General features: G+C 60.1%; 26 protein-coding genes and 1 riboswitch. Of the genes, 5 read left to right on the forward strand and 21 right to left on the reverse strand.

What is annotated here, in order from left to right:
• The first annotated feature begins 15 nt into the window (after positions 1–15).
• A complete protein-coding gene (locus AC13QE_RS04590; protein ID WP_488482765.1) occupies positions 16–378 on the forward strand; it encodes a hypothetical protein in 363 nt (120 codons plus the stop codon).
• Between the two features lie 24 nt (positions 379–402).
• Here AC13QE_RS04590 and AC13QE_RS04595 read toward each other — a convergent pair whose 3' ends face one another.
• The 16 genes from AC13QE_RS04595 to oiaX all read right to left on the reverse strand — a co-directional run bounded on the left by AC13QE_RS04595 (position 403) and on the right by oiaX (position 18,859).
• Positions 403–1,467: an ABC transporter ATP-binding protein gene (locus AC13QE_RS04595; RefSeq protein WP_488482766.1), complete on the reverse strand. Its 1,065-nt coding sequence runs from the start codon at positions 1,465–1,467 to the stop codon at positions 403–405.
• Positions 1,468–1,484: 17 nt separating this feature from the next.
• On the reverse strand, positions 1,485–2,999 hold the full coding sequence (locus tag AC13QE_RS04600) for a DUF5060 domain-containing protein (RefSeq protein ID WP_488482767.1): 1,515 nt from the start codon (positions 2,997–2,999) through the stop codon (positions 1,485–1,487).
• A gap of 38 nt (positions 3,000–3,037) precedes the next feature.
• Positions 3,038–3,925: a carbohydrate ABC transporter permease gene (locus AC13QE_RS04605; protein ID WP_015342974.1), complete on the reverse strand. Its 888-nt coding sequence runs from the start codon at positions 3,923–3,925 to the stop codon at positions 3,038–3,040.
• Positions 3,922–4,821, reverse strand: coding sequence for a carbohydrate ABC transporter permease (locus AC13QE_RS04610; protein WP_183713856.1), 900 nt, complete (start codon positions 4,819–4,821; stop codon positions 3,922–3,924). Before AC13QE_RS04610 ends, AC13QE_RS04605 begins: the two co-directional genes overlap by 4 nt.
• An 87-nt stretch (positions 4,822–4,908) precedes the next feature.
• Entirely contained in the window at positions 4,909–6,162 is a 1,254-nt protein-coding gene (locus tag AC13QE_RS04615) for an ABC transporter substrate-binding protein (RefSeq protein WP_488482768.1), read from the reverse strand.
• Between the two features lie 87 nt (positions 6,163–6,249).
• Positions 6,250–6,888 carry a dihydroxyacetone kinase subunit DhaL gene (dhaL, locus tag AC13QE_RS04620; protein WP_488482769.1) on the reverse strand — a complete coding sequence of 213 codons (639 nt, stop codon included), beginning with the start codon at positions 6,886–6,888 and terminating at the stop codon, positions 6,250–6,252.
• The gene (locus tag AC13QE_RS04625; RefSeq protein WP_488482770.1) at positions 6,885–7,904 is read right to left on the reverse strand and encodes a dihydroxyacetone kinase subunit DhaK; all 1,020 of its coding nucleotides are present in this window, start codon (positions 7,902–7,904) and stop codon (positions 6,885–6,887) included. Before AC13QE_RS04625 ends, dhaL begins: the two co-directional genes overlap by 4 nt.
• 57 nt (positions 7,905–7,961) lie before the next feature.
• Positions 7,962–9,845 (reverse strand): D-apionate lactonase, encoded by a 1,884-nt coding sequence (gene apnL, locus AC13QE_RS04630; protein ID WP_488482771.1) that lies wholly within the window; start codon positions 9,843–9,845, stop codon positions 7,962–7,964.
• Positions 9,842–10,876 (reverse strand): Gfo/Idh/MocA family protein, encoded by a 1,035-nt coding sequence (locus AC13QE_RS04635; protein WP_488482772.1) that lies wholly within the window; start codon positions 10,874–10,876, stop codon positions 9,842–9,844. The genes apnL and AC13QE_RS04635 overlap by 4 nt, the downstream gene beginning before the upstream one ends.
• 1 nt (position 10,877) lies before the next feature.
• Positions 10,878–11,942, reverse strand: coding sequence for an ABC transporter permease (locus AC13QE_RS04640; protein ID WP_488482773.1), 1,065 nt, complete (start codon positions 11,940–11,942; stop codon positions 10,878–10,880).
• Positions 11,939–13,492, reverse strand: coding sequence for a sugar ABC transporter ATP-binding protein (locus tag AC13QE_RS04645; protein WP_488482774.1), 1,554 nt, complete (start codon positions 13,490–13,492; stop codon positions 11,939–11,941). The genes AC13QE_RS04640 and AC13QE_RS04645 overlap by 4 nt, the downstream gene beginning before the upstream one ends.
• Positions 13,489–14,133: a DUF2291 family protein gene (locus AC13QE_RS04650; protein WP_488482876.1), complete on the reverse strand. Its 645-nt coding sequence runs from the start codon at positions 14,131–14,133 to the stop codon at positions 13,489–13,491. Before AC13QE_RS04650 ends, AC13QE_RS04645 begins: the two co-directional genes overlap by 4 nt.
• Positions 14,134–14,321: 188 nt before the next feature.
• The gene (locus AC13QE_RS04655) at positions 14,322–15,263 is read right to left on the reverse strand and encodes a substrate-binding domain-containing protein (RefSeq protein WP_488482775.1); all 942 of its coding nucleotides are present in this window, start codon (positions 15,261–15,263) and stop codon (positions 14,322–14,324) included.
• A 78-nt stretch (positions 15,264–15,341) separates the two neighbouring features.
• Entirely contained in the window at positions 15,342–16,169 is an 828-nt protein-coding gene (locus tag AC13QE_RS04660) for a phosphogluconate dehydrogenase C-terminal domain-containing protein (protein ID WP_488482776.1), read from the reverse strand.
• 90 nt (positions 16,170–16,259) lie between these two features.
• Positions 16,260–17,594 carry a four-carbon acid sugar kinase family protein gene (locus AC13QE_RS04665; protein ID WP_488482777.1) on the reverse strand — a complete coding sequence of 445 codons (1,335 nt, stop codon included), beginning with the start codon at positions 17,592–17,594 and terminating at the stop codon, positions 16,260–16,262.
• A 5-nt stretch (positions 17,595–17,599) separates the two neighbouring features.
• Positions 17,600–18,859 carry a 3-oxo-isoapionate-4-phosphate decarboxylase OiaX gene (gene oiaX / locus AC13QE_RS04670; protein WP_488482778.1) on the reverse strand — a complete coding sequence of 420 codons (1,260 nt, stop codon included), beginning with the start codon at positions 18,857–18,859 and terminating at the stop codon, positions 17,600–17,602.
• Positions 18,860–19,036: 177 nt separating this feature from the next.
• Between oiaX and AC13QE_RS04675 the strand changes: the two genes are divergently transcribed.
• A complete protein-coding gene (locus AC13QE_RS04675; protein ID WP_488482779.1) occupies positions 19,037–19,741 on the forward strand; it encodes a transcriptional regulator NanR in 705 nt (234 codons plus the stop codon).
• 134 nt (positions 19,742–19,875) lie between these two features.
• On the opposite strand, the gene AC13QE_RS04680 is transcribed toward AC13QE_RS04675, so the two are convergent.
• Positions 19,876–20,199 (reverse strand): hypothetical protein, encoded by a 324-nt coding sequence (locus tag AC13QE_RS04680; RefSeq protein ID WP_488482780.1) that lies wholly within the window; start codon positions 20,197–20,199, stop codon positions 19,876–19,878.
• Positions 20,200–20,258: 59 nt separating this feature from the next.
• On the opposite strand from AC13QE_RS04680, the gene AC13QE_RS04685 reads away from it, so the two are divergent.
• Positions 20,259–21,131: an undecaprenyl-diphosphate phosphatase gene (locus tag AC13QE_RS04685; RefSeq protein WP_488482781.1), complete on the forward strand. Its 873-nt coding sequence runs from the start codon at positions 20,259–20,261 to the stop codon at positions 21,129–21,131.
• A gap of 80 nt (positions 21,132–21,211) precedes the next feature.
• On the opposite strand, the gene AC13QE_RS04690 is transcribed toward AC13QE_RS04685, so the two are convergent.
• From AC13QE_RS04690 to thiM, 4 genes are read right to left on the reverse strand one after another with little or no spacing between them, the layout of a single operon-like run.
• Positions 21,212–21,976, reverse strand: coding sequence for a 3-oxoacyl-ACP reductase (locus AC13QE_RS04690; protein ID WP_488482782.1), 765 nt, complete (start codon positions 21,974–21,976; stop codon positions 21,212–21,214).
• The gene (gene thiD, locus AC13QE_RS04695) at positions 21,973–22,794 is read right to left on the reverse strand and encodes a bifunctional hydroxymethylpyrimidine kinase/phosphomethylpyrimidine kinase (RefSeq protein WP_488482783.1); all 822 of its coding nucleotides are present in this window, start codon (positions 22,792–22,794) and stop codon (positions 21,973–21,975) included. The genes AC13QE_RS04690 and thiD overlap by 4 nt, the downstream gene beginning before the upstream one ends.
• Positions 22,791–23,429, reverse strand: coding sequence for a thiamine phosphate synthase (gene thiE / locus AC13QE_RS04700; protein ID WP_488482784.1), 639 nt, complete (start codon positions 23,427–23,429; stop codon positions 22,791–22,793). Before thiE ends, thiD begins: the two co-directional genes overlap by 4 nt.
• Positions 23,426–24,229 (reverse strand): hydroxyethylthiazole kinase, encoded by an 804-nt coding sequence (thiM, locus tag AC13QE_RS04705; RefSeq protein WP_488482785.1) that lies wholly within the window; start codon positions 24,227–24,229, stop codon positions 23,426–23,428. The genes thiE and thiM overlap by 4 nt, the downstream gene beginning before the upstream one ends.
• Positions 24,230–24,279: 50 nt before the next feature.
• A riboswitch (TPP riboswitch) is annotated at positions 24,280–24,376 on the reverse strand.
• A 234-nt stretch (positions 24,377–24,610) separates the two neighbouring features.
• Between thiM and AC13QE_RS04710 the strand changes: the two genes are divergently transcribed.
• Together AC13QE_RS04710 and yghU are read left to right on the forward strand one after the other, a co-directional pair.
• The gene (locus AC13QE_RS04710) at positions 24,611–24,757 is read left to right on the forward strand and encodes a DUF1127 domain-containing protein (protein ID WP_015342994.1); all 147 of its coding nucleotides are present in this window, start codon (positions 24,611–24,613) and stop codon (positions 24,755–24,757) included.
• 561 nt (positions 24,758–25,318) lie between these two features.
• Positions 25,319–26,194, forward strand: coding sequence for a glutathione-dependent disulfide-bond oxidoreductase (yghU, locus tag AC13QE_RS04715; protein ID WP_488482786.1), 876 nt, complete (start codon positions 25,319–25,321; stop codon positions 26,192–26,194).
• Positions 26,195–26,210: the final 16 nt, after the last annotated feature.

Below are 26,210 nucleotides of genomic sequence, written 5' to 3' on the forward strand. Positions count from 1 at the left end.
ACGAGAGGTTGTTTGATGCTGGCTAACCATGCGCCGTCCCCTTCGCAGACCGATGTGCTGATCTGTCTGGATAATCGGCAGATTGCCTCGCGCATCAGTTCGCTTTTGTCGCAACAGGGATTGACGGTCGCAGCCATACCGACAACCGGTCTTCAGGAATGGTTCGATCCAACCGGCTGTCACCTGGTGGTGACGCATACCGCGATGATCGGGGACGTGCGGACGCGATTGAACTTGCCGGTCGTCAACATCGAGACGTTCATATTCGATCGCCCTGATCATGTGACCGAGGGAGCTGCGCGGCAGTTCGACGGCGATGCCTTCGTCAAACGCGTTTTTTCGGTCATGAATGGCACCCAAAGGCGCGCAGCTGAGTGATTTAGGTCCGCCAGGCGCTGTTTCCTACAGTCGTTGCTGGCTGGCCCTGTCGAAGAAGTGCAGGTTTGGCGTCTTGAGCGATATCTGAATCGTTTGCCCCGGTGCGAGTTCGGCGCGCTCCCGCATCACCCACGTCAATTCCTTGCCTTCCAACTCAAGCGCCACGTGCGTTTCCGAGCCAGTGGGTTCGACGACGGTCACGGTTGCGGTAACGCCAGCCTCCGATGCGAAGGAAATATCTTCCGGACGTATGCCGAGAAAAACCTCCCGATCCTCCGATTGAGCCGGAGCGTTGGCGAGTTGGATGCGTGTGCCGGTTGGTAGGACCAACTCCGGCGATGCACCGCCCGTGATCTTGCCTTCGAGAAAATTCATGGCTGGTGAGCCGAGGAAGCCAGCGACAAAGACATTTCTCGGGCGGTCGTAAAGCTCGAGCGGCGAGCCGACCTGCTCCACCTTCCCGCCCTGCAGCACGACGATCTTGTCGGCCATGGTCATGGCCTCGATCTGATCATGCGTCACGTAAACGATCGTCGTCTTCAGGCGCTGATGCAGCGCCTTGATTTCGGCCCGCATCTTCACGCGCAGCTTGGCATCGAGATTGGAAAGCGGTTCATCGAAGAGGAAGACCTTGGGGTCGCGTACGATGGCCCGGCCCATGGCGACGCGCTGGCGCTGGCCGCCGGAAAGCTGAGCGGGCTTGCGATCCAATAATGGCTGGAGGCCCAAGATCTTGGCGGCTTCGCCGACCTTCTGATCGATTTCGGCGCGCTTCGCCCCGGCAAGCTGCAGCGCAAAGCCCATGTTCTGCGCTACCGTCATTTGCGGATAGAGCGCGTAGTTCTGGAACACCATGGCGATGTCGCGATCTTTCGGTGGCAGATCGTTGACGACCCGTCCGGCGATGGAGATCTCACCGCCGGTGATGTCTTCCAGCCCTGCAATCATCCGCAGCAGCGTTGACTTGCCGCAGCCAGATGGGCCGACGAGAATGACGAATTCGCCGTCCGAGATCTCCACATCGACGCCATGGATGATGTTTATTGCGCCGTAGGACTTCCTGACGTTCTTGATGGTCAATCCGGACATGACATTCTTCCCTTGGATCAATGCTTCTTGCGGATGCGCAACGCCTGGTATGGCTTGCCCGGCAGTTCCACGCCGAAGGCCGCATCCGCCTTGCCGCCGCGCACGATTGCGCCATGGCGCGTCGGATGCGGGATGGGCGCTTCCACCTTCTTTGCAGGTGTGATCGTCATCTCCCATGTGTCGATGATGTCGACGTCATAGTCGGTCCCGTCCTTCGGCAGGCCGGTAGACCAGATGACCGGCTGGTGCTCGCCGAGATAGATGTAGCTGACATCGCCGTCGCGCGCACCGGAAACGCGCGTCCATGGCCATTCGCCATAAGAGGACATGGGTTCGAGGCCGTTGACGACATCCTGCTCCAGCAAGTCACGCAGGAAGCCGATGCGCTTCCACGCCTCGCCGCGCAGCTCGCCGCCTTTTGCCCACCAGATCAGGTCTTCCGGATGCGAATAGGTTTCGCCGTGGCCGGCATAGCCGCCGCGTGTCACGGTGATCCAGAAGCGATGCACCAGCTCCTGCGCCGTCAGATTGCCCCAGGACTGGATGATGTTGCCTTCATATTCCGGCTCGTCGTTGACAACAGGCTTGCCATAGGCCTCGCGCCATTCCTGCGTGCGCTTCACGTCCCAGTTCTGGATGCAGGTATGGGTGACCCACGGCTTGCGATGATCGAAGTTCATCGTTGGCTCGCCGTTGTGGATCGACTTCAGACGGCCATAGGGATCGTTCTCTTCGAGAATGTGGAAATAGCGATCCCATTGCTGCAGCGGCTTGGTGTCGAGAAGAAAGTCATATTCGTTTGCAAGCGCCCACCAGACATTGCGATAGGCGGCAAGCCGCGCCGCGAGATAGGCGACATAGCGGAAATCCTGCTCGGCCGACATGTCAGCGTAACCCCAGCGATCATAGGGGTGAAACATGATGATATCGGCCTCGATGCCGAGTTCGCAGAGCGCTGCGACCTGCTTTTCGAAATGGCGAAAGGAAACAGGGTTCGGCCGATCGAAGTCTTCCTTGCCGTCCGGACCCTTTTCGAAACAGGCGTAGAGCGGCTCGTTGACATTATAGGGATAGTCCTTGGGGAAGACGCCCATGCGGATCTTGTTAAAACGCGATTTCTTCAGTGTCTCGAGCGTCTGCGCCTGCATCTCGAGCGGCTGGTGCGTCCAGGCATAACAGGTAGTGCCGAACGACAGGAAAGGCTTGCCGTCGGCATAGGCGAAGTGGAACTTGTTATGGACATGCACGGGGCCGTGGTTACCCTTGGATGGCTTGGTCGCGACGAAAGAACCGGTCTTGCCGTCCAGTTCCGATGTCTTCGAGCGCGTGCGGAACGACCAATCGCCTTCATTGTCCGGCATGAAGCGAACGCGATAGACGCCGTCGCCATCGTAGAAGCCGGGCACGCGGATCTCGCGGCTGTTCTGGCTGAAGACGGCATCGAATGCCACATCGAGATAGGGATTGCCGCTCGAAGGACCGTTGAAGGCCGCTTCGAAGACGCCCCATTTTTCGACGGACGCGTTGGACATGATATTCTCCTCGGAAGATGTATGGATGGAGCGACCGCTCAGCCCTTGACCGCGCCGGAAGTGAGACCGGAGACGAAGTAGCGCTGGAAGATCAGATAAACGATGGTGGCCGGCAACACGGTCATGACGATCGCTGCGTTCAACTGCCCGTAATCATTGGAAAACTGCCCCTGGAAGGACATGAGTCCGAGCGGCAGCGTCCACATATGCTGGTCCTGCAGTAGCACGAGCGCCATGGCGAATTCATTCCATGTCGAGACGAAGTCCAGGATCAGCAGTGCGGCGAGCACTGGCAGGCAGACGGGCAAGAATATCCGGCGGAAAATGGTGAAATGGCTTGCGCCGTCGATCAGGGCGGCTTCCGACAGCTCCTTCGGGATGCCTTTGAAGAAGCCGTGGAGAATGAAGACCTGATAAGGCACGCCGAAGGCGATATAGGGCAGGATCACGCCCGGGTAGGTGTCGATGAGCCCGAGTGAATTGACCAGCGTGAACAGCGGCGCCAGCATGACCTGAAACGGGATCATCGTGCCGAAAACGACGAGGAGCAGCAGCAACTTGCTGAACCGCAGCCGGATCTTGGCGAGTGCATAGGCGGCCATCGCCGAGAGGATGAGACCGAGCGGCACCTTGATCACAGTGATGATGGTGCTGTTCAGGAAGGCATTGGCGAAATTGCCGCGCCCCCAGGCGCTCGAATAATTTTCAAAGGCCGGATCGAGCGGCGGCATGAAGGCACCGGTCGATGTCACATCGGCCTGTGTCTTCAGCGAGGTGAAGACGATGAAGACGAAAGGTGCAAGCCAGATCGCGGCGACGACCAGCAGTGCGATCCATAGGCCGATCAGAACAGGGTCCCGCTTGCGCTTTGCCGGTATGATGGTCTCGAAGTCGTCCGAAATGGATGTGGCCGATGTTGCCGTCATTGTTCGGCCTCCTCATGCTTCTGCGTCCAGCGCAGATACGGGATGACGATGGCGATGGTGATGAGCAGCAGGACGACGGAGATCGCAGCACCGCGGCCGAAATCGAAGATCTGCATGGCCTGCGTGAAGGCCCAAAGCGCCAGCATTTGGGTCGATTGCGCCGGCCCGCCACCGGTCAGGCCGTAAACGATATCGAAGGCCTTCAATGAGGAAATGACCGACAGCACCAGCACGATGGTCAGCGTCGTGCGCAGCGCGGGCAGAGTGACGTAGCGGAAGATATTCCAACGCCCGGCGCCGTCGATGCGGGCGGCTTCCACTAGCGTCTGCGAGACATTCTGCAGGCCGGCGAGAAACAGCACCATGGAAAAGCCGACGGATTGCCAGAGAAAGGCGACGAAGACCGAATAAAGTGCGATATCCTTGTCGCCGAGCCAGTCCTGGATCCAGCCCTGCAGGCCCATCGACGTCAGGATTTCCGTGAAGAGACCGAAGAAGGGATCATACATCCACTTCCACATGGTCGCGACCGCAATCGGGGCGATGATAACAGGTAGATAGAAGATGGCGCGAAAGGTATTGCGGGCAAAGAGCTTCTGATTGAGGCTCAGCGCCAGCAGCAGCCCGACCATGGGCGGAAAGATCACACACATGATCGTCCAGATCACCGTGTTGCGGAAGGCAACCCAGAAGACCGGATCCTGCGTGAAGATATACTGATAGTTCGCGAGGCCGACGAAGGGGCGCTGCGGGTCGAGGCCGTTCCATTTCTGGAAGCTTAGCACCACCACGTTCAGCATCGGATAGAGCGCGAAAATCACATAGATCAGCATGGCCGGGGCAAGCAGGATCGCTGCCTGAAAGCGGGGGTCATGAGTACGATTGCGGAATGACATTCTGCTTGCTCCCGGCGGCAGCTGGCACGTGGGCATGAAGGTGAGGGAGCCGTCGCCACAACTGGCATTGGCGGCCCCCTCGATAGATCAGGTACGACCGGCGATGAAGGTCTGCAGCTGCTTGGCAGCATCGGCCGGCTGGACGTTGCCGGAGGCGACATCGTTGATCACCCGGAAGTATTCGGTTGTCACGTCAAGCGGGAAGGCCTGGTCGCCATTCATGTAGACCTTGCTGTAGGTCTTGAAGATCTCAAGCCATTTCGCCTCGAGCGGCTTCTGGTCGGTGTACTGGACATTCTTGTTGACCGAGATCGAGCTGATCTGGCCAACGAGATCCTGCTGCACTTTCGTCGACAGGAAATAGTCGAGGAACTTGGCGGCAAGATCCGGGCTTTTGCTCTTGGTGCTGACGTAATTGTACTCGGCAAAGCCATAGAGGCGATTGGTGTTCGTCGGGAACGGCACGATGCCGTAATCGTCGAGATTGACCTTGCTGCCGCTCAGCTGGCTGACCAGCCAGTCGCCTTCGAGCATCATCGCGGCGCGGCCGGCGACGAACAGCGTATAGGACTGCTGGTTGCTGATCCCCATGAAGGGCTTCAGCGTGTAATCCTTCGTCCACTTGGCGAATTCGGTGAAGGCGTCGGTCGCGCAGGGCTCCTTCGTCCAATCGGCCTTCATCGCCATCAGCGCGTCATGCTTGTCGGCGCCGCACTTGGTTTCGAGCAGCACGTCCATCAGGCGCATGACATGCCAGTTGACCGAGCCGCCGAAGGTGAAGGCCGGAATGCCGGCGGCCTTGAGCTTGCCGGCTGCGGCCAGCAGCTCCTCGTAGGTCTTCGGTTCCCCGGTGATACCAGCCTTCTGGAAGAGCTTCTTGTTGTAGTAGATCGCTTCACCCTTGAAGGTGAAGGGAACGCCATGCTTGCCGCCGGGATAGAGATCGGCAAAAGCGGCGGCGGACGGAAGCAGTTCGTCGTTCCACTTGTATTGAGTGTAGTATTTGTCCAGCGGCAGCGAGAGGCCCGCCTTCACATATTCGCCCCCAAGGCCAAGTCCGGCCCAGCTGAAATAGATATCCGGGCCTTTGCTCGAACCCGCTGCAACACGAAGCGCGGTCTTGTGCTCATCGACGCCGCGCTGGACGATTTCGATATGGGTGCCGGGATTGGCGGCTTCGAAATCCTTCGCCACCTTCTTAAGCGCGCTGTTTGCCGCACCATTGTCGAAGTTCAATGTCCACAGCGTCAAGTCTTCTGCGGCAACATTCGTTGCCGAAAAAGCCGTCGCCGCTATCGCAGCAGCGCCGAACCAACGCGCATATTTGAAGTTGCCAGCCATTTCCCGTCCTCCTCTGAGCAAAGCTGAGGGCGGTTTTGACAAATCGTTGTCAACATGTCAACTGGTATGATGAGCTTATCAGCAGTATCATATGAAGTGGTCGCGAAAGCAGGCCATAACGACGACGGCCGACGCGGCGCCAGGATCCATGTGCCCCAGCGCTCGGTCGCCGAGGCGCGATGACCGGCCTTTTGCCGCGATCATATCTTTGGTGGCTTCGCCCCCCGCTTCACCGGCTTCAAGAGCGGCGGCCAAACAGCCGGCAAGTGAAAGCCCTTGATCCCGGGCAGCGCGGCAGGCTGCGGCGGCAGGCGCCCAGGCATCGACCATGGTCTTTTCGCCGACCTCCGCCTTGCCTCGATCCTGGATGCCCTTGGCGAGGGCCGAAAACACCTCGACCATATCGTCGTCGTTCAGCGTGCTCTTCCCTTTGGCGACGGCACCCGCACGCATTAGGGCGGTCGCATAGAGCGGCCCGGACGAGGCACCCACGGCGTTGAGGAAGGACTTCGCTGCCGTGTTGAAGACCAGCGTCGGATCGGATGTCGATGAATCCAGCTCCGAAACCGCCTTAGCTGCGGCGGCGAAGCCTAGCTCCATAGCGATGCCGTGGTCAGCGTCGCCGATCACGCCGTCCAGTTCACATAGACGGTCCTTCTCGCGCGCCATCGCTTCGGCGATCCGCACGAAAAGTGACTTCAGCTCTTCTGTTCCTATCATGGTCATGACAGCGCCTCGCCGGAGCGGAACATGGCGCAATCGCAGGGGTGATCGATGAGCCGTTGCAGCTCGTCGTCCAGATGCATGAGCGTGATCGAGGCGCCGGCCATTTCCAGCGATGTACAATAGTTGCCAACCAGCGATAGGTGAATGACGACGCCCGCATGGTCGAGCATCGACTTGACCTTGCGCATCATGATGTAGAGTTCCATCAGCGGCGTCGAGCCAAGCGAATTGACGAGCACTGCGACCCGGTCGCCCGGTGCCGGCTTCATTTCATCGAGGATCCTGCCGACAAGTTCGCTCGTTACTTCGTCTGCCGATCGCATTGGTCCGCGAGCGACACCGGGTTCGCCATGAATACCCATGCCGATTTCCATCTCGTCGGCGCCGATCTCGAAATTCGGCTTGCGTGTCTGTGGCAGCGAGCAAGGCGAAAGCGCAACACCCATCGTATAGGTGCGCTCATTCGCCCAGCGTGCCACCCGTTCCACATCGTCGAAACCGTACATCAGATCGCAGGCGGCACCGGCGGCCTTGAAGATGAAGACATTGCCCGCAACCCCGCGGCGGCGCTCTTTCTGATCGATCGGCGCCGAGGCGATGTCATCCGTCGTCAGGACGGTACGCACCTCGATATCGTCCATGGCCAGCATTTCCGCCGCCATGTCGAAATTCATGACGTCGCCGGCATAATTGCCATACATGAACAGCACGCCGGCGCCGCCATCGACGGCCTTGGCGCATTCGATGATCGGATCGGGCGGCGGTGAGGCAAAGACATTACCTATAGCGGCGGCATCGGCCAGCCCCTTGCCGACGAAGCCGAGAAATGTCGGCTCATGCCCGGAACCACCGCCGATGACCAGGCCGACCTTGCCGGCTCGCGGGCCATTGTTTGCCACGATTGAGCGTGGCGATCCTTCAACGGCGCGGAGATGGCGCGGATGTGCTGCCAAGATCCCAGCTAGCATTTCATCCACGGCGGCCGCGCCTTCGTTGATCAGCTTCTTCGTCTTCACGCAGTCCTCCAAATCATTGCGATTGTTGGGACTAACATGCGCGTCTACGATTGAAGGTCAATCCATCAACTCAGCCGAAAGAGTGCCGTAGGCATCAAGCATGAGCCTGTTGCTTCCGCTCTGTTCCTTAAGTCGGAACTCCCCCAACTCCACCAGTTGTGGGATGGGTGTGATACTGACCAGATGGAGCGACCGCGCTCCGTCGGATTGTACCGTGATGAAGCTGAGTACCGCGCTCGGATCGGACGACCGGCATTCTTGCCATTGCTGGCCGGCGAGGCGTGACAGCGTCGCGACCGTATTGAACAGCGGTCGTTTGGCGCCTGCCGCCGACGGTTCGTTCTCTCCGGCGATCAGCCCGAAAGATCCTGTCAGTGCCGAAAGCGTCAGGCATTCCAATCCGGCATCGAGGACACGGGCGGCGTAGCCCAACGCAAAGGCTTCCGCAAAACGGGCATTGTGCCGCGGGTCGATGTTAGCCATGGCGATACGGCCGCCGCGGGGATTGTCCATTGTCCGGCTGCCATAGGGATTCTGTCGCATCGGTATTGTGGATGGGCCGATACGGTAGGGTTTGTCGCCGTAGATGGCACGTATGGAACGTGTGATGAATGGCAGTGCTTCCAGCGTCTGCATGACGCTGAGATCGTCGGCTGCATGCACGATCGGATTCGTGCAATGAGTGATGAAATCCAGAGCGCCCGCGGGCACTCGTTTGCGATTGAGTTCGGTGAAGTAGCTCAGCATGCCGCCGCCGATACGCATATCGGGAAAGGCTGCATGCGCGGCGGCGTAGACCTCCTCGAGCGGCGGACATTCCGGCCATTTGCTGCCCGGCGGGGTCGATTGCCGGTCGACGGAAGGCGAGATCATGATTGCATCGGGTTTGAAGCCGGCCGCCTGCATCCAGTCTGCTATTTGCTGTGTCTCGACAGGAGGTGCCTGGCGGCATGGCAGTGCGATTTCGAGCGTCGATTTGCCTGGATGGAGTGCGGCAACAGCGGCGAAGCGTCTGAAGGCGTCAGCACCATGGCCGGCATCGGGATCGAAGTGAAACAGCAGCTCCTGCGGTCCGATTTCAGCCAGCCGGTCGCGCGCAGCTAGCGTCGCATCCGCCTCCTCCGGCGCAATGACAAGGCCGATGGACGGCATGGTTCCGGACCTTGCTCCAGCGCTAAGCCCGACCGCGGGCGTTTCTTCCGAACCATAGGTGGAGGCGGGAGGCAGGCTGCGCATATCCCCGATGGTCAAAACGATGCGCTGCCGCATCGGCTTTCCAGCCGGAATTCGATAAGGCCAGGGTAGGGCGAGCGGGCGAACGTAGGTCTTGTAGGAAGCATCGGACCAGTTGCGCTGGTCTTCCATCTCGAAGGTGTCGCCTTCCATGCGGCATTCGGCTGTTACGTTCGCCACCACGCTATGTGTAATTGCCCGCATATCCTTGAAGGGCTGCCAGGGTTCGATGAGGTCGGGAAAATGCGTGCTCTCGCGGCTGCCATCGACATGCTCAACCGAGACAGGCATCCCTGCAACGCCGACGATCGGGTGCAGGATACAGAAGCCGCAGCGGTTGGTTTCGAAGCCGGTCGTCGAGAGCGCTGTTGCTTCGAAGATCAGGGCCTCGTCGACTTGAGCCGTTATCCGAACGTCGACTGTAAGCTCGGTGGTCTCGGGGCCGGCGCAGCGCGCCAGATAGCTGACGAAAAAACCATCGTGACGCTGCTCGATCCGTAGATCGTCGATATCGGGCGAATAGGTGCCCCAATCGCGATCGCGGATCAGATAAGAAACAGCCCGCAGAACCTCGATGCCATCATAGCGAATGGTCCGGAGATTGCCATCCTTGAAATCGACATCCAGCCTGCCCGAAGTTAGTCGCATCGGCGGCGTTTCGAGCTCGCGCGTGCCGTAAAGCTGAAACGGGTCGATCTCGGTCTTCATCGCAGCATCGCTCCGATATCGATCAGGCGCCCGCTGGCCGCACTCTCATAGGCGGCCTCGACAAGTGCCAGCGTCTTGAGATTGTCGGCGCCTGACGTGGAAGTCTCGCCGCCATAAGCAAGACGGTCGATCCAATGCTGCTGGATCGCCAGAACGCTTTCCTGGATATTGTGCCAGGGGCGCGAGGCCCAGGACAGAAGTCGCGGCGATGCGTCCGTGACGCTCGCGCCATCGGGACCATTGACCTCGAGGTGATAACCTCGCGAGAGGCGAATGCTACCCTTCGTACCGTCGAGTTCGATCAGCGTCTCCGGAAAGGGCTCGGTCGCAAGCTTGGAGGCGTAGCTGACGTCGACGATCGAGGTCGCGCCGTTCTCATGGTCGAGCAGGATGGTTGCGACATCCTCGCCCTTGATCTTGGGATTGACCCGTTTGGTGCGGGCCGTCAACGAGGTGACGTCGCCGAGGATGAAGCGGGCGATATCGAGCGTGTGGATACCGAGATCCTCGATAATGAACCGTTCGCCTTCGGCCAGATAGGGTTGTCCCGAAAACACGTCGTAGCCGGAGCGGAAAGAGAAACGTCCCCAGAAGGGCTCGCCGATCGCGCCGGACTGGAGGGCATGCTTGACGGCCTGAATAGGCGTCTGCCAGCGAAAGTTCTCATGCACCATCAGCGGCACGCCGGCCGCAGCACAGATCGCGACCATTGCCTTTGCATCGCTCAGCGTCTTTGCGAAAGGCTTCTGGCAGATCGCCGGGATCTTGTGAGAGGCCGCCATCTCCACCAGGGTGCGATGGCTTTGCACCGTCGTTGCGATGTCGACGAAATCGAAGCCACCGTCGATGAACATCGCTGCGGCATCCGTGTAGCGACGCTCGATGCCGAACTGGTCGCCGACGATCTTCAGCCGCTCCAGGTCGCGATCGCAGATCGCAACGATGCTGGCGCCTTTAATGTCTCGCCACGCATGCATCTGATTGATCGCGAAAAAGCCGCAACCGATCAATGCGCACTTGAGTTCTGCCATTTCAGCCTGCCTTTGCCATTTGCATGAGAGTTACGCGCTGCTGCAGGCGCCGTTGCGCCTGATCCACGACGACAGCGATGATGATGACCAGCCCCTTGATGACCATCTGCCAGAAGGATGAGACGCCCATCATCACGAGCCCGTCCGAAAGAATGCCGATGACGAAGGCGCCGATGATCGTCCCGCCGATGGTGCCGCGGCCGCCGGACATGGAAGTGCCGCCGAGCACGGCCGCCGCGATCGCGTTCAGCTCGAAGCTTTCGCCGGTTGCCGGATGTGCCGCCATCAGCTCCGACGATATGACGATGCCGACGATCGCGGCGCAGAGGCCTGAGAACATATAGACGAAGATCTTGACCACATCGACGCGGATGCCGGACATGCGCGCGGCGCGCTCGTTTCCGCCGACGGCGAAGATGTGCCGGCCAATCGGCGTCGAGCGGGCGACGTAAGCGGCGAGTAGCGCCAGCACGATCAGGATCCAGATGGAAACGGGAAGGCCGAGCAGGCGGCCGGCGCCAAAGACATCGAAGCCCGTCGTATCATATTCCGGCCGGCCCACGAGATTCGGGAAGGTCTGACCGTCGGAAGACAGAAGCGCCAGGCCGCGGGCGATGTAGAGCGTTCCAAGCGTGGCGATGAAGGGCGCGACGTTGAGCTTGGTGATGAGCAGGCCGTTGATGAGACCAATCCCTAGGCCGACGGCCAGTGTGATAAGGATGATCTCGTAGATGTTGAAGTAGACCGTATATCCGATCGGCAGTTCGACGCCATTGAGGATGAGGGCACCGGCCACCATGCCGCAAAGGCCGACGATCGAACCGACCGATAGATCGATCCCGCCGGTGACGATCACGAAGGTCATGCCCATGGCCAGAAAGGCGTTGAGCGCGACGTGCTTGGACATCAGGATGATGTTGGCGGTCGAGGTGAAATTCGGTGCAAAGATCGCAAAAAAGATGACGACGGCGAACAGCGCGATGAAGGTCCTGAGCTTCATCAGCGTCAGGAGAACGGAGCCGTTCGAGCGATCGGCCGCAAGGCCGGAAGAGGTATCTGCGGTCATGACGCGAGTTTCCCTGTATGTCCGTGTCCCTTGGCGGATGCCGCGATGATGGCCTCTTCCGTCGCTTCGCTTCGGTCGAGAACGGTCACGAGTTTGCCGTTGCTGAGCACTGCGATGCGGTCCGAAAGAGCCATGACCTCTTCAAGGTCGGAGGTTGAAAACAAGATTGCCAGGCCCTTGCCGGCGAGCCTGCGCATGGTGCGAAAGACATCAGCCTTGGCGCCGACATCGATGCCGCGGCTCGGCTCGTCCATCAAAAGCACCTTCGGATCGGTCATCAGCGCCTTGCCGATGACGACCTTCTGCTGGTTGCCGCCGGACATGGAGGTAACCTCGAAATCGGGATTGGGCGCCTTGATCGAGAGATCGCGGATCATGTCGCGAATGGCGTTCTTTTCGGCACCTGGATCGATATGGAAAAACAGCCGGGCGAAGCGGCCGAGGCTCGCAAGCGTCAAATTGCTGGCGATCGACAGCACCTGCACTAATCCTTCGCGCTGACGGTCCTCCGGAATCAAGGCGAGGCCATGCCGGATGCGCCGGGTGGTGTCGCGGGCGCGAACCTCCACGCCATCGATGTAGATCCGCCCGGTCGAATGCATATGCCGGCCCATCACGCATTCGAAGAATTCGCTGCGCCCGGCACCCATCAGGCCGTAGATGCCGAGGATTTCGCCGGCACGCACCGACAGCGAGACATGATCGACGGCAAGGCCGCCCGTACGTCTCGGCAGGCTGATCTGCTCGGCACGGAAGGCTTCCTTGCCGATCGTATGGCCTCCGTCCCTGGCAAAGTCCTTGGCATCCGATCCGATCATCGACCGGACGATCCATTTCGTATCGATATCGCGAACCATGGCCTGGCCGGTGATCTGCCCGTCGCGCAGCACGGTAATATAGTCGCCAATCCGCATCAGCTCGTCCAGCCGGTGCGAGATATAGACGATCGCCACACCGTGAGCCTTCAGCTCCGCAATGACCTTGAACAGAATATCGACTTCTGTCGCGGATAGCGCCGATGTCGGCTCATCCATGATCAGGATACGGGCATCGAGCGAGATGGCCTTGGCGATCTCGACAAGCTGCTGCTGCCCGATTGGCAGATCCTCTACCATGGTTTCGGCGCTTATGCCGGCATCGAGCCGATCCAGAAACTCGTTGGCCCTTGCGATCTGCGCCTTGTGATCGATACCGAAAATGCCGCGGGTGATTTCACGCGTGGCAAAGATGTTTTCGGCCACTGTCATATTGGCGAAGAGATTGAGCTCCTGGAAGATCATGCCGATTCCGCGAGCCTGCGCGTCGGCCGGGCTGCTGAAGGAGACTTCCTCGCCCTCAAGCAGGATGCGCCCCGAAGTCGGCCGTTCGACGCCGGCGATGATCTTCATCAGGGTAGATTTGCCGGCGCCGTTTTCGCCGACAAGCACATTGACCGCGCCGCGGTGCAGCTCGAGGTTGGCATGCTTTACGGCGACGATGCCGGAATAAACCTTGGAAACGTCCTCCAGGCGCAGGATGATGTCGTTGCTTGGGGTTTCGCTCATGGTCATTGCCCCAATGTCAGGGCCGAAGGGGTGATAAAAGGCAGCTGACCGGAAGGGAGGAGCGGAAACGCACCCGTTACGCTGACCGTCTTTCCAATCAGCCCGTCGCGAGGCAGAGCTGCCAGAAAGGATGAGTTTGCTTTCTCATTGAAGGCTTTGCCGAATTGAGCCCATTCGATCTGGTTCCTGAATTCGTTGAAGTCCAGGAAATCCAGCGCGTCGCGCAGCGCCGTGCCGCGGACCGCCGGGCCGATCTGCACCTTCGCATCCGCCTTGCCGTCGCCATCCACATCGACGTCGAGGGTGCCCGCGCGGGAGGCTGTGTCGGCAGCCACGATCTTGCCGCTCAGCTTGACGGCGTAGGTCCAGGGCGACGAAGCCTGTTTTCGCGGATTTCCGTATTTCACGCCGGCGTCATCGGGATTCGCGGCTATAGCCTGCAACACCGTCTTGAGGTCGCCCGCGCGTTTATCAATGGCGGGCAGTACCTGGGGTTGCCAGATCGCCTCCACTTTGGTTGCGGGGTCGAAGGCACTCTTTGCCGCCGCTGCCGCCTTCTCCTCGGGCGTCGGCGTCTTGATAATCTTGCAGCCGGGCAATGCCGCGGCCAATACAAAGGCCACGAGCGCGCCCCTGATCCTCAACATGCAATGCACCTCGATCTTGCAGAAAAGCTCCGGAGAGCGCGGTTCTGCCGCGCCCTCCAACCCAGAGCGTGATGCCGAAAAGTGTAGGCGATTTTCGGACGACATCGCGCTCTACTTCTTTGATTCTAGAGCGGATTCAGATTTTAGGTCGAACAGACCTAAAATCATCAGGCTCTAGTGGTCCGCCATCAGTTCTTCAGTGCGAAGGTCTCAAGCTTATCGGCGTTGTCGGCATTGATGAGGACGCAATCCATCAATTGCTTCTCATCCTTCGGCGCCGTCTTGTTCTTGATATAGGCGTCGGCCTGTTCGACCGCTTTCTGAGCCTGGGCGTAGGCCGGCTGCATGACCGTCGCCTTGATGCCGCCCGCCTTGATGGAGTCGCGCACATCGTTCGAGCCGTCGAAGCCGACGACGATCACATCCTTGCGGCCGGCGGCCTGCAGAGCGGCAATCGCACCCATCGCCATGGTGTCGTTGCCCGAGATCACACCCTTGATGTCAGGATTTGCCTGCAGGATGGTTTCCATCTTGGCATAAGCCTCGGTCTGGCTCCAGTTCGCCGACTGCTTGGCGACCAGCTTCAGATCCGGATAGTCGTCGATAACGTCGTGGTAGCCCTGCGAGCGGATACCGGCATTGGTATCGGCTTCGCGGCCGACGAGCTCGGCATAATTGCCCTTCTCGCCCATCAGTTTGACGAATTCCTGCGCACCGAGCTGGGCGCCCTGGTAATTGTTGGAAACGATCTGGGCGACGGCGATGCCGGTGATGTTGATTTCGCGGTCGATGAGGAAGGACGGGATGCCCGCATCCTTGGCCTTCTTCAGGGCGGCGACCGTCGCATCCGCACCGGCATTGTCGAGGATGATGGCCTTGGCGCCACGCCCGATAGCCGTGTCGATGACTTCCGATTGCTTGTTGGCATCGTCGTCATGCGTCATGACCAGCGTCTCGTAACCCAGCTCTTTTGCCTTGGCTTCGGCGCCGACGGCCTCTGCCTTGAAGAATGGATTATCGAAGGCCGGCGTGATGATGGCGATCAAATCGGCCGCGAAAGCCGGCATTGCCGTGCCCAGCGCTAGTGCGCCGGTAAAGGCTGCAAGTGTCAGTCTGCGTCTCAGTTTCATGGTCTCCTCCCAGTTATGAAACAGGCCCTGTTCCCAGCAGGGCGGCAAAGGGAGGGCGACGCCCTCCCGGGACGTCTATCAGGTGATGCGACGGATGCTGTCTGCGATTTCCTGCGGCTCGAACACCTTCTTCCAGTCGTCGCGCATCAAGGCAGGAATGCCGAATTCGATCGCCTTGTTGCAGGCGTCGGAGAAGACGCCATCGACTTCCTTGAAGATGACGGCGCCGAGCACGTTCATGTGGCCGAGCAGGAAGTCGCGGGCAGCTTCCGCCGGAACGCCGCGTGCGACGCATTCATCCATGGCCTGGCGCATGACGACGAGCAGCGAGGCGCAGACGGTCTCTGAAAGACCCGGCTCCAGCATTGCCATCTGCTCGACGGTGACGCGATGCGAGCGCATGACGGGCGCCCAGATGACCTTGGCGATTTCCTCGCCGAGAGCATAGGCGCTTTCCGGACCCTGCATCAGCGCCGAAACGATATGCTGCTTGGCAAAGAGGCCGCCGAAATGGTCCTTCTTGGCCTGCATGTCGGTCTCGTCGTTGAAGATCGGCGGATGGCAGGGATGGGTGACGAAATAGATGAGGTCTTCGCGCTGCGGCAGATGGCCTGCAAAGGGGGCTGCGGCGTCGAGGGCGACGACCATCGTACCGGGCTTGAGCTTGTCGACAATGCCGGCGGCGACCTTGCCGATCGCAGTATCCGGTACAGCAAGGATCACGACGTCTGCGCCATCCAGCGCGGTATCGACGGGGACGCAATCGACGGAAAGGTCATTCTTCAGGCGGGCCTTGCCGGCATCGCTAACCTCGACATGGCGCACATCGAAGCGCGAGCCTTTCAGGTTCTTGGCGAGCCGGTAGCCCATTTTGCCGCCGGCGCCGAAAAGAGCAATTGCAGTCATGTTAGTACCTCGTTCACTTTCAGAATGTGGTATCGTAAGTGGTATGATGAGTCAATGAGCATGCCAACTTCATGCTGAAGAAGGATGCAGCTATGATCCCCTGCCGTCGCGGATCTGCGCGAAGTAATCGTCTGTGCCGACCTGCCCCCCTTTCAGCGCGATCTGCAGGCCATTGGTGGGCGCGTAGCCGCCATGGGCGGTGCAAAGCGGCGATCCCGGCGTTTGGGGCAATGGGAGAAGTGTCGTCAGGGCTTCGACACGCAATTCCTTGAGCGCGTGGCTCGACGTATCACCGCCGGCGATGACGGCGCGGCCGAGAGTTTCCTCTTCGATCAACCGTCGCAGAATCGTGCCGAGAGCCTGCCCCAGGCGATGCCGGGCGCCGGGAATACGATCGATATCGCCGCCGCGGTCAGCGGACGGACCGAGCGCGGTATGAAGGATGACGCTGCGTCCGGCCTTTACGCTGGCTACGCCCGAGGCCACTGCCGCATCTAACGCCTGCGGGGCATTTTCACCGACAAGCACCAATGGATCGAGATCGATGCCGTCAAAACCATTGGCCGTGGCGCGGCGGATTTGCCGTTCAGTCGTCGGCGATACACTGCCGGAAACGACTGCCAGACGATCGACCTTGCCGGGAGGGGCGAATACCGGCTTCTCTCCGATCAGACCTTCGTTGCGCCAGGCATCGAGAAGGGCATATTCGACACCGGATGAGCCTGCGATGAAGGCGTTGCCCTTGCTTGCCAGACGCCATAGCTGCTGTCCTGCGGCGGCCTGCGTTTCCGCGCTGTCGACGTCAAGCAGCAGGATACCCTCCTTGTCTCCCGTCAGCGCATCGATCCGCGCATCGGCGTCGGCTGCCCGGATCGTGACGAGATCGGCGAGGCTGACGGGGAGGGACGTCTGCCTGCTCAGATGCACGGCTAGATCAGCCTCATCCATCGGCGTAACGGGATGCCGGCTCATGACCGGGTGCCGGTCGATACGGAAGACTTCGCCCTGATAGGCCGCGAAAAGGTGGCCGAAAGCAGTGTAGCGCTTGAGCTGTGGCGCTCCGACCACGACCGGTACGACGGATTGCGCAAAGAGCGCTTTTCCGATCTCGATTGCCTTGCCGATATTGCCGATCCCGGGGCTGGAATCGAAGGTCGAGCAGACCTTGTAATGGCATATCGCAGCATCGAGGCTCTTCAGCCATTCGAATGCTGATGTCAGATGCTCGTCCATCCATTGCGGCGTCTCGCTGCGGCTGGTGCCGGCAATGCCGATGGCGCGGCAATCTTTGAACCGCTCCAGCGTGGCTTCGCTCGGAACGCCGAGAAAGAGAGCCGTCGGCACGCCGTTCGAGGCAAGCGCCTCCATGACGTCGGTGGAGCCAGTAAAATCATCGCCGTAATAGTTGAGAAGAAGATTGGACATTGCTCTCAGGCGTCCTTGCCGTCACTGAATTTTGCGATCGAGGCGGCAAGTTCCGGGTGGTCCTTGGCATATTGTTCAAGCGGAATGTCCGAAACCGCCGCCTGCCAGGCCTGCTGGATCGCACGAACGCCGGCCGCCGGTCCGAAGGGGTGGCTGACGATGCCGCCGCCGCAGAGATAGAGAAGGTCCGTCGTCCGGCCGGTGCGCTGATAGGTTTCGGGCGCCTGGCCGCCCCATTGACCGGAACCGGCAACGGGGAGCGGACAGTCTGTGGGGTCGAAGAGCGGCGTGCGGATCGCCTTGAAGGATTCGACGAAACTGTCGTCCGGTTCCCAATATTTGATCCTGATGCCATTGATCTGGAATTGGTCGACGCCGAGCAGGCGCCAGAACTGCTGATACACCTTGAAATCCATGCCGGCGCCGGGATGGCGGGTCAGGATATCCCAGCCATTGCGATGCGCATGCAACACCAGCCCGGAGCGCTTGCGCAGGAAGCTCATGCCGCCGAAGCCGATGGAATTGATATTGACGACGGCGCAATTGCCGCCGGCCTTCAGCACGAGATCGTGGTTGCGCATCATCTCATCGGGATCCGCATGCGAAATGCCGAAGGCATACATGACCTTCTTGCCGGTCTTCTGCTCGTGATCGAGGATCAGCGGCATGATGGCCTCGACGCGCTCTTTGAGCGGCGAATAGGCCGGGCTCATCAGCTTCTCGTCGTCCTTGATGAAATCGACGCCGGAGCCGATCAGCTCGCCGACCAGTGCCGCCGTTTCCTTCGGCCGAAGGCCGAGCGCCGGCTTGACGATGGTGCCGATGATCGGGCGGCCGCTGACGCCGGTCAGGCGCAAGCTGCCGGCAACGCCGAATTGCGGGCCGGGATGCGCGTTGCGGAAGGCCTCCGGCAGCTTCATATCGACAATGCGGATGCCGGTCATGCCCTTGATCGAGAAGACGCCGCCGATCGCGATCGTCATGAGTGCCGAAAGATCGGTGCCGATCGCATCCAGCGGAAAGGCGATGTCGACATCGGCCCGATGGATCGGACCGTGGCCCTCGGCCACCTCCGGCCAAGTCGGACGCTCCGCGTCAGCAAGGGGGTGGATCGCGACGACACGCGCGGCCACGCGCGCCTTGAGTTCTTCCGTCTCGCCCGGCACGGCGACGAAGGTGCCTGTCGACTGATCGCTGGCGATCTTGCGAGCCATCGCCTCGATACTGCCTGGCGTTTCGATACGGTAGGTGATGGTGATGGTCATGAGTGGGTGAATGCTCCTCTCGCCGACGATTTTCCGCGTGGCGCAAACTGGTGATCTGGTATAATGAGTATTCCAACTTCTGCAAACTATTTTTTGCCCGGTTGTCGGTAGGGTGGGGCTTCCGCCATGGCGGCCAAAAATGCATAAGGGAGTAAAGCTTTGGGAAAGCGGGATTCCATGGGCGAGCCAGTCGAACAAATTGTACGCCGAAAGCTATCCGATGAAGTATTCGACCGGCTGGAACGGTTGATCACGTCGGGAGAGCTCAAGCCGGGTGATGAGATGCCGTCAGAGCGTGTCCTCATGGAACGCTTCGGTGTCGGACGTCCGGCGATCCGGGAGGCCATGCAGGCCCTTGCCAATATGGGGCTGGTCAACATTTCCCATGGTGAGCGTGCCAAGGTGCTTCAGCTCACTGCGAAGTCGATCTTTCGGCAGGTCGACCTGACCGCAAAGATCATGTTGTCGCAATCACCTGATTCCCTTGAACAGTTGAAGAGCGCCCGCATCTTCTTCGAGCGCGGCATGGCACGCGAGGCCGCACAGCGCGCGAGCAAGAAAGATGTTGCCGATCTCAGTGAGATCATCGACCGGCAGCGCAGCTCACTCGGACATGCCGAGGACTTCATTTCTGCGGACATGCAGTTCCATACGCGCATCGCCCAGATTTCCGGCAATCCGATCTTTGCTGCCGTCAGCGAAGCGATGCTCGCATGGCTGAAAGCCTATCATACCGACATGCTGATCTGGACTGGCAAGGAAAAGTTCACGCTTGTCGAACATGAGGAAATCCTCGCGCGCCTGGCTGAAAATGATGCAGATGGCGCCGAGCAGGCCATGCTCAAGCATCTGGAAAGATCGCGCGCGCTCTATACGAAATGAGCCCCATCGGTGTTCGCCCGCCACGGCGCCGCGGCTCAGTGCCTTTGTCGTAATTCCTCCCCAATCCTTATGGAATCTGTTGGCACTCAAATGAGGTGTGCGTGATGATTGATTTCTTTCAGCGAAACATGGCGCTATTCCTGGCCGCTCTCATGACGGCGGTGGCCATAACCCTTTATAATCTGAGCTGCCTTCTGCTCAGGCATCACCATACGATGCTGCACAATCTGCATCATGCGGCAGGCGCGTTGGTCCTCCTCGCCGGCTTCTACACCATGATTCGCTACATGCAGGCGTTGCCGGAGGATGAAGGCTAGAAATACGCCAAACTCCGAAATTTGAGCCGGCAATTTCAGATAGAGTTCAGCCTGCGCGGCTATATCCTCAGCTTGTCCCGATGTGAAATTGGCGACACCTTCGCCAGGTATTGCCAAGTTCAATTTGGGAACCAGTTTCACAGCTAGTTCGTCGCACCACTCCGGTGCTAAGCCCCCTGAACAACTGAGGATATCAAAACGTGGCTGATGTTTGTACGCAAGGCGTGGATACGGGCTTTGTTGCCCTGGGCTATGCCAAGATCGCAATTCTGGGCATCGTGCAGGGATTGACCGAGCTACTGCCGGTCTCGTCCACTGCCCATATGCGCGTGGTGCCGGCCTTGCTGGGCTGGCAGGACCCTGGTTCTGCCTTCTCGGCGACGATGCAGCTCGCAGCACTTGCAGCGATCGTTTCCTATTTCTGGAGCGACGTCCGCTACGTCACCTTTGGATCGCTCGATGCGATCAGGCAAAGGGATTGGAGCTCTCCTTCCATCCGGCTTGCCATCGCCATCGTGATTGCCACCGTACCGATCGTGATCGCCGGCCTGCTGCTGTCATCATCCCTGAACGCTTGCGGCACGTCTTTCCGCAGCCTCTGGGTAATCGGTATCGCCTGCGTGGTCATGGGCTTGCTCTTGGCCGTCGCCGAGCTTTACAGTCGCCATAGGAAGGATATCGGACAGATGACGCTGATGGATGCCCTTTTTGTCGGCATCACGCAGGTCGGTGCTCTTATCCCCGGTGTCTCGCGCTCGGGTTCGACCCTGACCGGTGCACTGTTCCTCGGTTTGAAAAGAGAGGAGGCGGCCCGGTTCTCCTTCCTGCTCGGCTTGCCGGCCATCGCTCTTGCCGGCTTGAAGGAGCTTTATGAGCTCCATAAGGCGCATATTCCGATGGAGGCCTGGTCGGTTCTGCTCGTTGGCCTGATCGTCGGCAGCATAGCGTCCTTCGTCACCATCTGGGGGCTGATGCGCTTCCTGGAGCGCTTCTCGACCTGGCCTTTCGTCATCTACCGTATCGTGCTCGGCGCCGTCATTCTCTTTGGCGTGCTGACCATGGGCTGGGCCTGAGCAAGCTGACTTTTAGCGTGCTGCGAAGCTCAAAACATGGCGCTGCTCTCTAAGGCAGCGCCATTTTCGTTGCGGAGCTACTATCCGAAGACTAGACCGCCATCGACGATCAGGTTCTGTCCTGTAACAGCCCGTGCCCAGGGGCTTGCGAAGAGAAGAACCGCGTCGGCGGCCTCCTCGGGCGTAGTGACGCGACGCAGCGGCGTGTTCGCGGCAATGATGTCGAAAACGGCTTCCGGCGTGGCGCTGCTAGCATCCGTCGTGCGCAGAAGACCGCTGGAGACCATGTTGACGGTGATCCCCAGCGGGCCGAGTTCGGCGGCAGCCGTGCGGGTCAGCGATAGCAATGCCGCCTTGGCGGCGGTATAATCGTGATAGGGCACCACAGGGTTCTGGAAAAGATTGGTGCCGATCGTCACGATCCGGCCAAAGCCTGCCTGCGCCATCGCCGGCCGCGCCGCTTGTATCAGGTTCAATGCGCCTTGCAGCGCGGTTTCCAACTGCTTGGCCATCTCCGCCCAGCTCAAGGCATCCAGCTTGGAACGCGCGTCACCGTTGAAGCTGAAATCAGCCAGCGCATTGTGGACGATGGTCGTGGGCGCTCCGAAATGCTCGGTCACCTCGAAGACAAGCCGCTTGGTGGCTTCGAGATCGCGAATATCGGCTTGAAAGGCCTTGGCATGATCGCCGAGCTCTGCTGCGAGCGCCTCTGCGCTCTCGCGGCTAGCGCGATAGTTGACCGCCACTTTCGCACCTTCCCGGGCGAAGGCCGTCGCTATGGCAGCACCGAGACCGCGTCCTGCACCGGAAACGATGACAATCTGATCTTTGAGTGACAGGCTCATTTCTCTGCTCCTCGTCCGTTTGGCCAGAGCGCATGGAAATGCTGCACAGGCCCATGGCCGCTTCCGACGGAAAGCTGGCCTGCGGCGGCAACCGCGGCAGCGAGATAGGCTTTGGCGGATGCAATGGCTTCGGCAAGCGGCAGGCCTTTGGCGATCTCGGCCGCGATGGCGCTGGAGAGCGTGCAGCCCGTTCCATGCGTATTCTTGGTCGGCAGCCGTTCAGCTTCGAACCAGGTCACACGATCGCCGCTTGCGAGCACATCCGGGCTTTCATCTTCCTCGAGGTGACCACCCTTGACGAGGACAGCCGAAGGCCCGAGCGCTGCCAGCGCACGCGCCTGGCGCGCCATGTCTTCGCGGCTTTTCGCCTCCGCGTCATGCAACAGCGCAGCCGCTTCGGGCAGGTTCGGGGTAATGACGGTCGCAAGCGGCAACAATCGTGTGGTCAGCACGTCAACGGCATCGGCAGCGAGCAGGGCGGCACCACCCTTGGCGATCATGACCGGGTCGAGAACGACGGGTATATCGCGATGTCGCGCCAGAATGTCTGCGACGGCATTGGCGATGGCGGCATTGGCGATCATGCCTATTTTGACTGCATCCACACGGACGTCGGCAAAGATCGCATTGATCTGGTCTGCCACGAAATGCGGGGGCACGGGATGGACGCCGGAGACGCCCTGCGTGTTCTGCGCCGTCAAAGCAGTCAGAGCCGCCATTCCATAAACGCCGCGAGCGGAGAAAGCCTTCAGGTCGGCCTGAATGCCAGCGCCGCCGGAGGGATCGGAGCCAGCGATGGATAAGACATTACGGATCATTGGCGAGCCTCCTTGATGGCTTTCGCGATGATGGTTGTCGCTGCTTGCGGGTCCGGTTGGCCGCATATGGCCGAGACGACCGCGAGACCATCGGCCCCGGCCGAGTAAACGTTTGCGGCATGCTCTGCCTTGAGGCCGCCGATCGCGACTGACGGAACCGGGCAGAGCCTGACAATGCGGGCAAGGCCGTCGAAGCCGATCGGCTGCTTGTGGTCGGGCTTGGTGGGTGTGGCGAAGACCGGGCCGACACCGACATAGTCGACAATCCGGGCATCGATGGCGGAGGCGAGGGCCTCCGTCTCCACCGAGAGGCCGAGGATCATGTCCGGGCCGATCACGCGGCGAGCGTCGGCGGCATTCATATCTTCCTGGCCGATGTGAAGGCCATCGGCGCCGATGGCGATGGCGGCCTCGACATTGTCGTTGACGATCAGCCGGACATTCGTTCCGTGCAGGATTTGCTTGAGGGCGCGGCCGGTCTCGATCATGGCGGCGGTCGAAGCCTCCTTGTCGCGAAGCTGGATGATGGTAGCGCCACCGGCCACCGCCGCCCGCGTCGTCTCCACCATGCCGAGATCACGGCATAGCAGCGGATCGAGGACGAGATAGAGCGATAGATCGAAGTCTTGCTTCATGCTGCCGATATCCTTGCGTCGCGATCCAGCGTTTCAGGGGTTAGGCCAGCGAGGGCATCGAGGAAGCGCCAGGAGAAGGAGCCTGGGCCATCTGCAATTGCTCCCGCCTGTTCACCGGCAACGGCAAAGACGGCAAGCGCCGCTATGGTCGCATCGAAAGGATCATCTGGAGCTGCCGCCGCAAACGCACCGACAAGGCAAGTAAGGGAGCAGCCGAGTGCCGTCACCTGCGGCATGAGCGGCGATCCTCCAGCAATGCGCCGCGCTTTCCCTCCATCGGTGACGAAATCCGTAACGCCTGTGACTGCCACTACGCAGCTGTGCTTTTCCGCGAGTTGACGGGCGGAATCTTCCGCCTGCTCAACGGCATCGCGGCTATCGACGCCTTGGCCGCGGCTCGTGCCGCCGGCAAGCGCGATGATCTCGGATGCGTTGCCGCGAATGATTGCCGGCTTTAGTTCCAGCAAGCGCGCGATGGCATCGCGACGGAATGCGGTCGCATAATGAGCGACGGGATCGAGGACCCAGGGCTTGCCCGCTTCGTTTGCCGACTGTGCGGCTTTCAGCATGCCCGCAAGCCAGCCGGACGAGAGCGTGCCGATATTGATCGTCAGCGCGCCGGAGATAGCGGCAAATTCGCCGGCCTCCTCTTCGGCATGGACCATTGCCGGCGATGCGCCGGCGGCGAGCATCACATTGGCCGCGATATTCATGGCGACGAAATTGGTGATGCATTGCACCAGGGGAGGGCTTTCCCGCATGGTGCGAAGTAGATTACCCGGTGTGATTTGGTCTTGCATATCGCCCCTTTCGGGCGGCGAGACGCGTAGGGACGACGTGCTTCAGCTTCGCGAGGTCCCGAGCGACTCCCTCCGCCAGCATGATCTGGTTCAGGTTCGAAGGGTGCTTCTCAGCCCGCCGGATGGCGGACGCCCCTGTCTCTCATCTCTCTTCTTTTCGCAGACAAAGGAGGCGCTGTCATCAGCAAATCGCAAAGGCAGGCGTGATCGACAGGATGACGACCGCCTGCTTTTGCGGCGACATATGCAATATATGCATAGGTGCAGTGATGCCTTAGCTCTGCAAAAAGCCGAGGGTTTCGACTATATATCTCTCATCGAAGCGACGGGAGCGCCAAGCACGGCAGCTCAGCTTCGAAAGCCCAAGGAAAGGGGATCATCATGAACGTAGCACGCTCTTTCAACAACTGGCGCAAGTATCGTCAGACGGTCGCCGAACTGGGCCGTATGTCCACGCGCGAACTGCACGACCTGGGTATCGATCGCGGCGAAATCCGCAACGTTGCCCGCGCAGCGATCGCTCGCTAACGGCCGCAGCGGCTCCTCATAAAGCTGCATTATGCCAGCGCCTGTTCCCCCGAGCAGGCGCTTTTGCTTTATGGGCATCCCGCTCATTCTTAGCCGCGCCGCCTGAAGGTTGCGATCGACCCAGCTACCCGGTTTTCGCATGGCGCATAACTGCCTTGCAAAGAAATGCCTATGAACTGAGCAAGAGACTGGTATATTCGTCTTCATCGAAGCGATGCATCTCCTCCCGCATCCCTTCGCTTGGCAGACGTCCTTATCCTCCTCCCAGGGACGGCTGCAGGAATAGCGGAACTCCTCCTCCCATCCGCTGTTCGGTTCTTGTAAAAAGCCTGCCGCTCCTCCTCCCGCGGCAGGCTTTTTCGTTTCATGAACCTCCAGACATTTGCCAATGGCCTAACGCGGTCGAAGAGTCCGCGCCTAACCCAGGCGGCACGAGCGCTTCCGCGTTAAAGAGTGCGCATTCTCCTCTCGCAAAAATGAAGAGCGACCCCTATGTGCGATCTATGTAGCGCGCTACATCGAAGATCGCCCAAATTCGATTCCCGAAAAAGGAGGATGCCCATGACCGGTTCTGCCGAATATACGCCGCCGAAAATCTGGACCTGGAACAAGGCCAATGGCGGCCAGTTCGCCAATATCAATCGCCCGATTGCCGGCCCGACTCACGAGAAGGAACTGCCTGTTGGGCGCCATCCCCTTCAGCTCTATTCGCTTGGAACGCCTAACGGCGTGAAAGTCACCATAATGCTCGAAGAGCTGCTGGCTCTTGGTCATAGTGGCGCGGAATATGATGCCTGGCTGATCAAGATCGGTGAGGGCGATCAGTTCGGCAGCGGCTTCGTCGACGTCAATCCGAATTCGAAGATCCCGGCTTTGCTCGACCGCAGTGGCCCGAAGCCGGTTCGCGTTTTCGAATCGGCCTCGATTTTGATGTATCTCGCCGAAAAATTCGGCGCCTTCCTGCCGAGCGAGCAGCCAGCGCGTGCCGAATGCCTCTCCTGGCTGTTCTGGCAGATGGGCAGCGCTCCCTATCTCGGCGGCGGTTTCGGTCACTTCTACGCCTATGCGCCGACGAAGATCGAATATGCGATCGATCGCTTTGCCATGGAGGTGAAGCGCCAGCTCGACGTGTTAGACCGCCGTCTGGCTGAAAGCGAATATATCGCCGGCAGCGACTATACGATCGCCGATATCGCCATCTGGCCGTGGTACGGCGGTTTGGCCAAGGGGTGGCAGTACGGTGCGGCCGAGTTCCTGCAGGTGCAGGACTACAAGAACGTGCAGCGCTGGGCCGAGCAAATCTACTCGCGTCCTGCCGTCAAGCGCGGCCGCATGGTCAACCGCATGTCGGGCGATCCATCCGAGCAGCTGCGTGAGCGCCACGATGCCAGCGACTTCGAGACGAAGACGCAGGATAAGCTGGAAGCTGCCGGCTGACCCGACAATTCGCTTT

Source organism: Martinezella sp. CNPSo 3957, from assembly GCF_057784395.1.

Coding starts and splice junctions, on each gene's coding strand:
- AC13QE_RS04605 (WP_015342974.1), bottom strand. CDS start 3,925: ATGACGGCAACATCGGCCACATCCATTTCGGACGACTTCGAGACCATC.
- AC13QE_RS04650 (WP_488482876.1), bottom strand. CDS start 14,133: ATGTTGAGGATCAGGGGCGCGCTCGTGGCCTTTGTATTGGCCGCGGCA.
- AC13QE_RS04610 (WP_183713856.1), bottom strand. CDS start 4,821: ATGTCATTCCGCAATCGTACTCATGACCCCCGCTTTCAGGCAGCGATC.
- thiD (WP_488482783.1), bottom strand. CDS start 22,794: ATGATCCGTAATGTCTTATCCATCGCTGGCTCCGATCCCTCCGGCGGC.
- AC13QE_RS04645 (WP_488482774.1), bottom strand. CDS start 13,492: ATGACCATGAGCGAAACCCCAAGCAACGACATCATCCTGCGCCTGGAG.
- oiaX (WP_488482778.1), bottom strand. CDS start 18,859: ATGACCATCACCATCACCTACCGTATCGAAACGCCAGGCAGTATCGAG.
- AC13QE_RS04655 (WP_488482775.1), bottom strand. CDS start 15,263: ATGAAACTGAGACGCAGACTGACACTTGCAGCCTTTACCGGCGCACTA.
- thiE (WP_488482784.1), bottom strand. CDS start 23,429: ATGAAGCAAGACTTCGATCTATCGCTCTATCTCGTCCTCGATCCGCTG.
- apnL (WP_488482771.1), bottom strand. CDS start 9,845: ATGAAGACCGAGATCGACCCGTTTCAGCTTTACGGCACGCGCGAGCTC.
- thiM (WP_488482785.1), bottom strand. CDS start 24,229: ATGCAAGACCAAATCACACCGGGTAATCTACTTCGCACCATGCGGGAA.
- AC13QE_RS04690 (WP_488482782.1), bottom strand. CDS start 21,976: ATGAGCCTGTCACTCAAAGATCAGATTGTCATCGTTTCCGGTGCAGGA.
- AC13QE_RS04595 (WP_488482766.1), bottom strand. CDS start 1,467: ATGTCCGGATTGACCATCAAGAACGTCAGGAAGTCCTACGGCGCAATA.
- AC13QE_RS04665 (WP_488482777.1), bottom strand. CDS start 17,594: ATGTCCAATCTTCTTCTCAACTATTACGGCGATGATTTTACTGGCTCC.
- AC13QE_RS04590 (WP_488482765.1), top strand. CDS start 16: ATGCTGGCTAACCATGCGCCGTCCCCTTCGCAGACCGATGTGCTGATC.
- AC13QE_RS04660 (WP_488482776.1), bottom strand. CDS start 16,169: ATGACTGCAATTGCTCTTTTCGGCGCCGGCGGCAAAATGGGCTACCGG.
- AC13QE_RS04640 (WP_488482773.1), bottom strand. CDS start 11,942: ATGACCGCAGATACCTCTTCCGGCCTTGCGGCCGATCGCTCGAACGGC.
- AC13QE_RS04635 (WP_488482772.1), bottom strand. CDS start 10,876: ATGGCAGAACTCAAGTGCGCATTGATCGGTTGCGGCTTTTTCGCGATC.
- AC13QE_RS04710 (WP_015342994.1), top strand. CDS start 24,611: ATGAACGTAGCACGCTCTTTCAACAACTGGCGCAAGTATCGTCAGACG.
- AC13QE_RS04615 (WP_488482768.1), bottom strand. CDS start 6,162: ATGGCTGGCAACTTCAAATATGCGCGTTGGTTCGGCGCTGCTGCGATA.
- dhaL (WP_488482769.1), bottom strand. CDS start 6,888: ATGACCATGATAGGAACAGAAGAGCTGAAGTCACTTTTCGTGCGGATC.
- AC13QE_RS04675 (WP_488482779.1), top strand. CDS start 19,037: ATGGGCGAGCCAGTCGAACAAATTGTACGCCGAAAGCTATCCGATGAA.
- yghU (WP_488482786.1), top strand. CDS start 25,319: ATGACCGGTTCTGCCGAATATACGCCGCCGAAAATCTGGACCTGGAAC.
- AC13QE_RS04600 (WP_488482767.1), bottom strand. CDS start 2,999: ATGTCCAACGCGTCCGTCGAAAAATGGGGCGTCTTCGAAGCGGCCTTC.